The sequence below is a fragment of the Spiroplasma tabanidicola genome (assembly GCF_009730595.1).
GTDB classification, from domain to species: domain Bacteria; phylum Bacillota_I; class Bacilli_A; order Mycoplasmatales; family Mycoplasmataceae; genus Spiroplasma_A; species Spiroplasma_A tabanidicola.
In genome coordinates this window covers 260,931-272,167 of sequence record NZ_CP046276.1, presented here as the reverse complement: position 1 = coordinate 272,167, position 11,237 = coordinate 260,931, and the positions used below count along the sequence as shown (strand labels likewise).

Here is an 11,237-nt window from a genome sequence, read left to right as displayed (position 1 = left end):
TTCCTCTCTTATTTGTTTTAATGATTAAATAAGATAATTAGCTAAATAATCACCATAATTAGATGTTATAAATTTGACTTCTTTTGTTTTATTGAAATTAGAAATTTGAAAGTTAATTTTTTCACGAGTTTTAAATATTAAATTTTTGAAAAACAAAAATAGTAATTCTTTTGTTTTTTTCAAAAGATAACTTACTCACTTAAAAAATAATATTATTGCATTAAAAACTTTTTTTGTTGCTTCAAAAACTGATATAACAAAAACTGATAAATCAAATGCTAATAAACTAAATATTAAACCGATAAATAAGAAAAACATTAAAGTTGAATTTCATTTTAATAATTTTCAAAAATATAAATATCCTTTATCATAAAAACTCATCCTTAAAGTTTTGAAAGAAACGATAAAATCAATAATTGTAATTATTGCAATGATAATATATTCAAACTTGGTTATTTTTACTTTTGTTTTTTTAAAAATAAAATAGTTAACTATTTTCTTTATTAAAATATAACATAATAAAAACATTAAAAATCTAGCTAATAAAATAAACGTATATGAATTTGCAACAAATCCATGTATTATGTTACAAATTGCGACGATGATTTGATCACTTGCGAATGAAATCAAAATTAGAGTAGCGATTAAAATAATTTTTTTTATAGCTTTAGTGAAATTTTTTTTATTCATCAACTTTGTATTCACAAAATCACCTCAATATTAGTTAATTATATAGATTTATTTATAATTGTAAATAAAAAAATTTTTATTGAAAATATATTTCTGTCAATAACATATGATATTTTCCCTATATATAACAAATAAAAATTTCCCAAATATATAATTTAACTGGGGGTTTAATTATGAGGAGATATTTAAAAAGGAATGAAAAAAATAAAATAGAAATAATTAAAGCTGTAATTGATGAAAAACTATCTAAAAAAGCTGCAGCAATAAAAATCTGTCAAACAATAAGAAATGTTAACTTATTAATTAAAAAATATAAAAAGTATGGTTACACAGCATTTATTCACAAAAATACAGGAAGAATGTCAAATAAAAAAATAAAACATCAAATAAGTGATAGAATAATTGACTTATACATTAATAAATATGAGAACATAATTATAAACACTTTCTAGAAAAGCTTTGATCAAACCATCAAATAAGTGTTTCATATACTTACTTAATTAACTTATAAAAAGAGAATAATTTATATTAACAAAGAATTCATAAAGTAACTAAAAAAATGATTAAACAAAAATTACTAACTCATTAAAAAATGACAATATTTAAAATCTTGAGAAACGAGAGTATTTAAATACTTTGCTTTCAATAGAAAATATTCATCCTATGCAAAATCAAAAACAGAGTTTAGTGAGCGCTTGCAAACTGATGGGTCGATCCTCTACTGAGTTGATAATGAGAAATGGTATTTACATGGTTTTATAGGTGATACAACAGGTAATTTTTTAGCTTTATATTTTGATAAAGAAGAAACTCTTATGAGATACTAAAATATAACAAAAAAAGTTTTATTGTTATATGGGACTCCTAAAGAAATACTTACTGACAAAAGGACTGTTTTTTTGCAGTCAAAAAGAAAAAGAGTCAGATCTACACTCTGATTCTTTAACACAATACGTATTCTTATGTCATAACTTAGAAATTAAGCTAACAACTTCGAGTGTTCATCAAACAAAAGGCCGTATTGAAAGATTGTAAAATACACTTCAAGATCGCCTACCAAAGGAGCTCAAAAAATAATATATCTGGTATAAATAATATATTAAAATATATAATTCACAATTTTTAGTTCAGTTCAATAATATCATTAACTCTTTTGCTATTTTTAAAGAACATAAAAACATAGACTTTTATTTATAAAGAAGATTTGAACGAACTATTAATAAAGTATATACAATAAAATACCAACATAAATTTTATTTACCACACTCGAATGGCGAGCCAGTCTTTTATAAAAATAAAACTAAAATATTAGTAGTAGAAACTTTTGATGGGCAATTATATTCAAACTCATTTAGTGAATGAATGCCTTTAATAGAAGTTCTACAAAACTCCACTTATAAAGAAACTTATGAAGATAAAAGTGTTTCTGATATACAAAAAACGCATAAGCAAATTAAAACGAATAGTCCATGAAAATATACTAATTGAATATTTTACAAAAACTCTAAAAATAAAGTTTTGGGAAAAATTGATTAGTTATTGACATAAAAAAAATTTTATTGAAAATATATTTCAATAAAATTCCTTATTTTAAAACAAAACTAACAATCTTATCAATGACAGCTATTTCTTTTAATAAAGTTCCGTCTAAAATAATTTCTTTTACTTTATCAATTTCTTTTGCTTTTTTTAATAAATCTTCTTTAGAAGTTCCTTTTGAAGTTTCAAATGTTGCTCTAAGTTTTCCATTCACCTGAACAGCAATTATAACAGTATCTTTTACTAATTTAGTTTCATCAAAATTTGGTCAATTATCCAAACATACACTAGTTTTTTGTCCCAATTTTTCTCATAATTCTTCTGCTAAATGTGGTGCATATACACTAAGCATTTTTAAAAAACCTTTTATGTAATCTATGTAAATAGGATCGGTTTCTTTATAAACTGCGTTTACAAAAACCATTAATTGAGAAACCGCTGTATTCATTTTGCAATCTTCAATCATATTGGTTACTTTTTTAACAACTTCATTATAAACTGAATCCAAATTACCATTATTTTCTTGACTAAAATCAAATTTATCAAACATGCGATACACTCTATCCAATCATTTTCTTGCTCCATCTAATCCGTTGAATGCTCAAGGAAATGATGCCTCGATTGGTCCCATAAACATTTCGTATAGTCTTAGTGTATCTGCCCCATGAGATTCTACTATTTCATCGGGATTTATTGTGTTTCCTTTAGATTTAGACATTTTTTCTCCATTATCTGCTAAAATCATCCCCTGATTTATAAGTCTTTGAAATGGTTCTTTTGTTGGAACAACTCCAATATCATATAAAACCTTATGTCAAAATCTTGCATATAGTAAGTGTAAAGTTGCATGTTCTTGACCACCAACATATAAATCCACAGGTAATCATTTTTTAAATAACTCTTTTGCTTCTTTTGAATTTATATCAATTAAATTATTTGGACTTGTTGTTAAAATATATGCCAAATAATATCAACATGATCCAGCTCATTGAGGCATTGTGTTTGTTTCTCTTGTAACTTTTTTACCTTTATATTTAATATTGACTCACTCTTTGATATTTGCAAGTGGTGATTCACCAGTTCCAGAAGGTTTAATATAATCTGTTTTTGGTAATTCTAAAGGTAAATCTTTTTCATCAATTAAAGCAATTTGTCCGTCTTCTAAAAAGATAACTGGAAAAGGTTCTCCATAAAATCTTTGTCTAGAAAATAATCAATCTCTTAATTTATAATTAACTTTAATATACCCTAAGTTATTATCAACAATTTTTTTTGTAATTAAAGCTTTTGCTTCATCTTTTAATAAACCATTTAAAAAGTCTGAATTAATATGAGGTCCTTCTCCAACAAATGCTTTTGACATATCTTTTGCTTCAATTACAAATTTTATTGGTAAACTAAATTTTGTAGCAAATTCAAAGTCTCTTACATCATGAGCAGCAACCCCCATCACAGCACCTGTTCCATAATCATTTAAAACATAATCAGCAACTCATAAAGGAATTTCTTCATTAGTAAATGGATTAATTACATAGTTTCCAATAAATAATCCTGTTTTTTCTTTTGAATCATCTTGTCTTTGGATATCAGTTTTTGTTTTTGCTAAATCAATATAATCATTAACTTCTTTTCTTTTGTCTTCACTTACTAATTTATTTAATAATTCATACTCTGGAGCTAAAACTAAATAAGTTGCGCCAAAAACAGTATCTGGTCTTGTTGTAAATACTGGTATATCTTGATCAGAATCTTTAACTTTGAAATTCAAAACTACCCCTTCACTTCTTCCGATTCAATTTCTTTGTAACTCTTTTACAGAATTTGGTCAATCAAGATCATCTAAACCATCTAAAAGTTTATCTGCATATTCTGTAATTTTTAATACTCATTGTTTCATTGGTTTTTTTACTACTTCAAAATCTCCAATATCTGAGTACATTTTTCCATTTTTAACAGTGACTTCTTCATTCGCAAGAACAGTTCCTAAACCTTCACATCAGTTAACATTTGCATATCTTATTTCTGCTAAACCTTGTTTATAAAGTTGTTGAAAAATTCACTGAGTTGTTTTGTAATAACCAGGATGACTAGTATTTACTTCTTTATTGTAATCATAACTAAACCCAAGAATTTTTAATTGTTTTCTAAAAATATTTATATTTTTCTCTGTAAACTCTCTTGGGTCATTTCCTGTTTTAATAGCATATTGTTCTGCTGGCAATCCAAATGCATCATATCCAATTGGGTGTAAAACATCATAACCTTGAAGTTTTCTCATTCTTGCAAAAACATCTGTTGCTATATATCCTTTTGGATGTCCAACATGAAGTCCTGCTCCACTTGGATATGGAAACATATCTAAAATATATGCTTTTTTATCACTATTTTCAGTAGTTATATAAATATTATTTTCTTCTCAATATTTTTGTCATTTTTTTTCAATTTTCTTGTGTGAATATTCCATTGTATTTTTCTCCATTTGTAGTTCCTTTAAATTGATATTTTATTAGATATATAACAATTTTTAAATAGCATACTTTTTTTAAGGAAAAAGTATGAATTATTTTTTTATATAAGAAAATCTTGCATGCGATAAATTACTATACTTATTATTTCCTATAATTTCAATTGTTTCAGAATCTGATCCTTTTTCATAAAATTCAAAGTCATTTATTGAAAAATCACTTGATGAAGAATTTTTTTCTTTAAATGCCTTTAAAAAAACTTCTTTTGATGGCAAACTTTCAATGAAACTCATTTCTCCCAAATTATTATTTGTAAAAGCTTTAGCTATCGAAACCTTACTTGAGTCTAATTTTTTAAAATTGAATACTGTACTTCCTGTATATTTTTCTCCAAAAGCTTCAATGCAAAAACTGATTTGAGTAGTTCCAAAAAATCCTTTTCTTATTTCACTTCTTTTTATTTCCATTGTCTTGGGATTCATTGCCTTCATACCTAAAAAAACATCATCAATTGAAGGCAATGATTTTAAAGAATCATCATTGGTGAATGTAATGCTTTGAAGGTCTGTAACATCAATTAATGATGATAATCTTATTTTTTCTGAATTTGCTTTCACTATAGAATAATTCACTACTACGCTTCCTTTAAAATTACTAGATAAATCAATAACTGTAATTTTTGCAGTAGTTTCATTCTGCGTTAAAGTGTCATCAATTTTAACATATCTAGATTTTAAATTAAGATTTATGTTTTTATCATTCATAGCAGAAACTATAGCATCTAAACTAGGAAGTTTGTTTTGTGTATCTACATATAATTCTCCTAAATTAGTGTTTTTTATAAGACTTATGTCAATTACATCCTTTTTTTTGTCAATATTACAAGAAATAAGTGATACGGAAGATGAAAATAAAAAATTAGTTGTTAAAAGTACCGTTAATATTTTTCTCATTTTTTCCCCTTTTTTATATGAAATCTACATATATTTTAAATGATTTTATTATATAGTAAAAGTTTTTATTAGTATTATAATAAATTTATTAGAAAGAAAGATGATATATGCTTAAATTTGTAATTACAAAAGAAAGTATGGATTTAATAAACAAAAAACAAAAGTTTATACTATTAAGAAAGTATGGAAAAAACTTTATTGAGTTATATATTCAATTTAAAAGTTTAAGAGAAATTAAAGTTGAACTAGAATCTCAAAATGATCAAGAAAAAAAAGTTGTAACACTTGTTGGCTATGAAGGATTAGAACTATACGATGAAAAAAATCGTGTTGTAAAAGCTTTAGAAAGAAGATTTGCAAAAGATAAAAAACAATGATATGAAGTTGAATTATTTGCAAATTGATTACCAAAAGATAAACACAAATTAGAAGAATATATTGAGTGATTAAATATTTATTTTAATGATTCAAAATTTATTCTTATATACTACATTAAAAAATAAGAGTTATAAAATAACTCTTATTTTTTAATTATATCGATATTTATTATTTGAATTACTTCGTTTTAGTTCAATAAATACGCCTTTTAAAACAGTAATTAAAGCGCACTTATGGCAACTACAAGATGCTGAATATGTAACATGATTTCTGTCATCCATATTTTATACCTCCGTTATTTTCTATGTAATAAATTAAGTTTAAAAACTATTAGTATCTTTAATAATTTTTTGTTCTTTTTTTATTACTTTTAAAAAATAACACATATAGAGTGAAAAATTTTTTCAAAAAAAAATCTATATAAAATAGATTTTTGTATATGTAACTAATATTTATAATCATTCTTTAAATCTTTTAATATATAACATTTTTACACATTGTGCTAATATCACATACATTAGTACAAATCCAATTCCAATAGGTAAGAATGCTAGTGGAGGTTGACTCATTTTAACAAGACTATTAATTGGAGTATAAGGCACAATTACTGCCATAGAACAAACAAATGCTGTAGAAACATTTACTTGTCACGATGCGTTTGATTGTATAAATGGTACTTTTTCAGTTCGATACATTTGCATAACAGCAGTTTGAGTCATTAAACCAACTAAAAATCATGAAGCATTAAATGTCGCTATACTATCTGGACTTAAAGCTTCTTTATCTTGATTCATTCCAAACGGAACTCCAACTTGATTTTTAAACGCAAATAATAAAACTAAGAATGTTGATATATCAAATATGGAGCTCACCGGACCGTTTATGATGGTAAACCATATTATATTTTTAGTTCGCAGCGGTCTTGGTGAGTCAGTGAATTTTTTATCTACTTTATCAAAAATAAAGGCAAACATAACTATGTCATATAATAAGTTTTGTAATAATAAATGAATTGGTTGCATTGGTTCAACATTTGTTAAGAATAAAGCCACTAATACACTTAATACATTTCCAAAGTTAGAAGCAATTGTAACTTTAATATATTTTAAAATATTTGCTAAACTTGATCTTCCTTCATGAACAGCTGTTTCAATTACCATTAATGAATCATTTACTAAAATAATATCAGCTGCATCTTGAGCAATATTTGAAGCATCTATAAATGAAATAGCAACATCTGAGTTTCTTAAAACGGGAGCATCATTTATTCCATCACCCATAAATCCAACAACATGACCATTAGCTTTTAAGGTTGCAATAATTAATGATTTGTGTAAAGGGCTTAACTTAACAAAAACATTTGCATCCATTACAGCTCTTTGCAATTGAGTTTCGCTCATTTCTTCAATTTCTTTTCCTGTATAAATTTTTGTAATTTTAAAATCAACCTTTTTACAAATTGCTCTTGTAATGATTTCGCTATCTCCAGTTAGTATTTTTGTATCAATACCTCTTGTTTTTAAAGTTTTAATAATTTCTTTTGAAGTTGCTTTTGGTTCATCAAAGAATGTAGCAAATCCTAGAAATACTAAATCTTCTTCAATATCTTCGTCTTCTAAATGATTGTGAGCAATTGCAACAACTCTATAACCATCTTTGTTTAAATCTTTAACTCTATTTCTAATTTTTTCTTTATGTAATTCTGTAATTGGTACAATTTCTCCTTGAATTGATACACGATTACATACAGCCATTACTTCTTCAATAGCCCCTTTTGTAAAAATTTCTTTTTCTTCATTTTTTGATAAAATAACTGATAACATTTTACGGTTGAAATCAAATGGTACTTCTCACTCTTTTGTATATTCTTCAACAAATGGTTTTTCAAATTTTTCTGTTAATAAAACCGCTTGATCTATAGGGCTTTGAAATCCTGTTTGAAAATAACTATTTAAATATAAAATTTTATTTACATACTCATTTTTACTTCCGTTAAAATCCATAACTCTATCTAAATGAATTTCTCCACTTGTTATAGTTCCAGTTTTATCTGTACATAGAATATCAATTGCTCCCATATTTTGAACAGCATTCAAATTCTTAACCAGTACTTCTTGTTTTTTAATTTTTGCATATCCTTTGGATAAGTTTGCGGTAATTATAATCGGTAGCATTTCAGGAGTTAATCCCACAGCAATTGAGATCGCAAATAAAGTAGCATCTAATCAAATTCCTGCTTGTCCAGATGCTCTTAAACCAAAAACAGCAAATACAATTGGAGTAACTGCTAACATAAATGAAATTAATAACAAAGTTATTCTTTTTATTCCTTTATCAAATGATGACTTAGGTCTTTTTTCTGTCACTCTATCATTAATTGTTGAAAAATATGTATCTTTTGCAGTTGTAACAACAACTCCAAGAGCAGACCCTGAAATTACATCAGTTCCTGTAAAGCAAATATTTTCAAATTCTAAATATTCTTTTTTATTATTTTCTTCTTTTTTCAAAACTGGAAATGACTCTCCTGTTAATGAAGATTGATTTAAGTATAAATTATTTGCTCAAACAATTTTTATATCAGCAGGAATTAAATCTCCATTTGATAAATAAATTAAATCTCCAGGTACTAATTCTTCTGAGTCAATTTGTTCTGCTTCTTTAATTAATTTTACAGAGTTTGCATTATCAATTGTTTTGATTTCAAAATCTGTGTTTCTAATTATGTGTGAAGTTTTTTTATTATCAAATGTCATTTTTCGAATAACAAAAAATGATCTTACTTCTTGTAAAAATGTTATTGATCCACTTAAAAGAATCATTATTAAAACTAATAAAGCTCCTACTAAATCAAAGTTGTCTCTTTCAGCTGATACTTGACTAAAAAAATTATAAAAACTATATACATCAATAATAATTAAAATTAAATTAAATGGGCTTAGAAAAGCTTTTGCCAACACTAAAGGAAAGTTAAATCTTTTTGGTTCTAACTTGTTGTTTCCATATTTTTGTTTTTGTCTTTCTAACTCTTCATCTTTTAAACCAAATTGTTTAATTTCAAGTTTTTCCAAAACTTGTTTTTGATCTAATCTAGAAAAAGTAGTGAGAGAGTCTTTTATTGTATTATTTTTTACTTCTTTTGAAATTCTTTTTGTTAATTTTTCCATGTTCTCCCTTTCTAGAGAGAGCTCTTAACATACTTTAAAATTTATTAAATAAGGGTGCATTATTATGAGCGCTCTCGTTATTAATTATTTTTTTTCTACCCCAACTGGCGGAAGGAATACTCATAATACCACCTCTTTCTTTTAAAACTTTATTTATTATATATTAATAAGCACCAAAATAGGGAAAAAAATGAAACTAGTTTTCTAATTTCATTTCTTCTGTTTTATCTTCTACTATAATATTTTTTGATTTATCCATTTTATCTTTTGGTTTATCTTTATGTTCAAACTTAGTTTCATCAATTATACTTGTTAATCATTTACCTCTAAAATAAAAGATCATCGAAGGAATTAATTTTAATATTTCAAACATACATACAATTAAATGAATATATATTATGTCTAAATTTATAAATCCTTGTGGATTGTTAAACGTATTATAATAAATCAATACAAATAATACTGGAATTTGAAATACTCAATTGAATGCCGAGTCCATCAAGAATGCCTGAACAACATTTCCCCCAGCCCTGAGAATAGAATATACACAACTATTCATAAGAATAACTGGATAAGTTGCAGAATATATAAATACCATTCACTCACCAATTTTAATTCCTTCATGAGTTGTGTTTGGAAAAATTAGTTTTGGAATAACTCAAGACAATCCTGAAAATAATATCAAAAATACACAAGCAATCATGAAGCTAAACCTCATTAAATGTTTAGCGTTATATTTTGCTTCATCAAAATGTTTTGCCCCCAACTCATTTCCTACTAAGGTTGATATTCCAGCATTTAATCCATGATACATTGGGGAGAAGAATGCCATAAGCATCGTTTCATACATTGCATTTGCCGACAATGAGTCAGCTGAGTATTGCGCACGTAATTTAACTTGCATAACTTGTCCAAAAGCGAATAATGTTTCATTTAATAAAATTGGTAGACTTTTTATCAACGATATTCTTAAAATGTATTTTGGAATTATAAAATGTCTAATTCTTGGGATAAACTCAAACTTCTTAATAGCAAGCAATCCAACTATAAATCCCAGTTGTAAAACTCTTGAACTTACTGTACCAATTGCAGCTCCTACAACTCCAAAACCATGATAATTTGGAATAAAAGTAGGAGCTGTGAAAAATACATTACATAAAGCATTTGCAATTAACGAAATTGAAGACATAAAGAAAGAATAAAATGGTCTTCTTGTTTCTCTTAAAGCAGTTGTGGCAACTTGATTAATCGTTAAAATTGGATAACTAAGCGAAACAATTCTATAATATTTTTCCCCTTGTTCAGTTGATAAAATTGAAACTTTATTTTGAATGTATTCAAAAACTTGTTTAATTTCTTGAGCACTAGAGTTTTCTGTTAAATACGTATCTAATGGTACTTTTGCTTTTTCATAATCTGGATGTGTTGTAAATCCAATAAAGTATTTTGTAATTTGCTGAATTCCAATTAATGCAAAAATCATTGTTATTATTAAAGTTAAATACATTTTTAAACAAGTGATGTGTTTTAATTTTTGATATTCCCCTGCCCCAAAATATTGAGCACTAAATATTCCAGAACCATAACAAAATCCTGATACCATTGCAAACATAATTATATAAAGTTGGTTACTTGCACTTACACCATTAACTCCAATTTGCCCAGGAGTATAATTTATATTATCAAGAGCATAACCTGTCAAACTACCAAGACCTACTGAATTAAGTTTATCTTCGGTCATATGTTCTGCTCAACCTGTACCTTTTATATAATTTGTTAGATCATCAAACCCTTTAACTTGACTACTAATAATATGGTTAACAAAAACATTATCAATCAAATCAGTTGATGCCATTAATATTTCTTGTAAAACTGATCATAAAATTAAAGTGATAGCAATTTTATATCATTTACCTGTTGCAAAAAAACGTCTTTTAATTTTGTTATTCTTGATAATATGTTTTGTTTCAAGAACAGCATCTTTTTCAACATCATTTTTTTCTTTAATGTCCATGTTAATCTCCTTTATAATTGAAAAGCGCTTC

At 25.8% G+C, this 11,237-nt stretch carries 7 protein-coding genes and 1 pseudogene; 2 read left to right on the top strand and 6 right to left on the bottom strand.

The window, feature by feature from the left end; genetic code table 4:
* Positions 1–24 precede the first annotated feature (24 nt).
* Positions 25–705, bottom strand: coding sequence for a hypothetical protein (locus tag STABA_RS01280; protein ID WP_156005732.1), 681 nt, complete (start codon positions 703–705; stop codon positions 25–27).
* 158 nt (positions 706–863) lie between these two features.
* Here STABA_RS01280 and STABA_RS06070 point away from each other — a divergent pair.
* A pseudogene (locus tag STABA_RS06070) lies at positions 864–2,226 on the top strand (ISNCY family transposase).
* A gap of 49 nt (positions 2,227–2,275) precedes the next feature.
* On the opposite strand, the gene leuS reads toward STABA_RS06070, so the two are convergent.
* The gene (leuS, locus tag STABA_RS01265; RefSeq protein WP_156005726.1) at positions 2,276–4,693 is read right to left on the bottom strand and encodes a leucine--tRNA ligase; all 2,418 of its coding nucleotides are present in this window, start codon (positions 4,691–4,693) and stop codon (positions 2,276–2,278) included.
* A 96-nt stretch (positions 4,694–4,789) separates the two neighbouring features.
* Positions 4,790–5,647, bottom strand: coding sequence for a hypothetical protein (locus tag STABA_RS01260; RefSeq protein WP_156005724.1), 858 nt, complete (start codon positions 5,645–5,647; stop codon positions 4,790–4,792).
* Positions 5,648–5,754: 107 nt separating this feature from the next.
* Between STABA_RS01260 and STABA_RS01255 the strand changes: the two genes are divergently transcribed.
* Positions 5,755–6,150 carry a hypothetical protein gene (locus tag STABA_RS01255; protein ID WP_156005722.1) on the top strand — a complete coding sequence of 132 codons (396 nt, stop codon included), beginning with the start codon at positions 5,755–5,757 and terminating at the stop codon, positions 6,148–6,150.
* A 24-nt stretch (positions 6,151–6,174) separates the two neighbouring features.
* Here the strand turns inward: STABA_RS01255 and STABA_RS06000 are convergent, their stop codons facing one another.
* The 3 genes from STABA_RS06000 to STABA_RS01245 all read right to left on the bottom strand — a co-directional run bounded on the left by STABA_RS06000 (position 6,175) and on the right by STABA_RS01245 (position 11,206).
* Complete coding sequence (locus tag STABA_RS06000; protein ID WP_281349605.1) at positions 6,175–6,306, bottom strand: hypothetical protein; 132 nt, start codon at positions 6,304–6,306, stop codon at positions 6,175–6,177.
* Between the two features lie 171 nt (positions 6,307–6,477).
* Positions 6,478–9,192, bottom strand: a complete 2,715-nt coding sequence (gene mgtA, locus STABA_RS01250) for a magnesium-translocating P-type ATPase (RefSeq protein ID WP_156005720.1) — start codon at positions 9,190–9,192, stop codon at positions 6,478–6,480.
* Between the two features lie 196 nt (positions 9,193–9,388).
* Entirely contained in the window at positions 9,389–11,206 is a 1,818-nt protein-coding gene (locus tag STABA_RS01245) for an MATE family efflux transporter (protein ID WP_156005717.1), read from the bottom strand.
* Positions 11,207–11,237 lie beyond the last annotated feature (31 nt).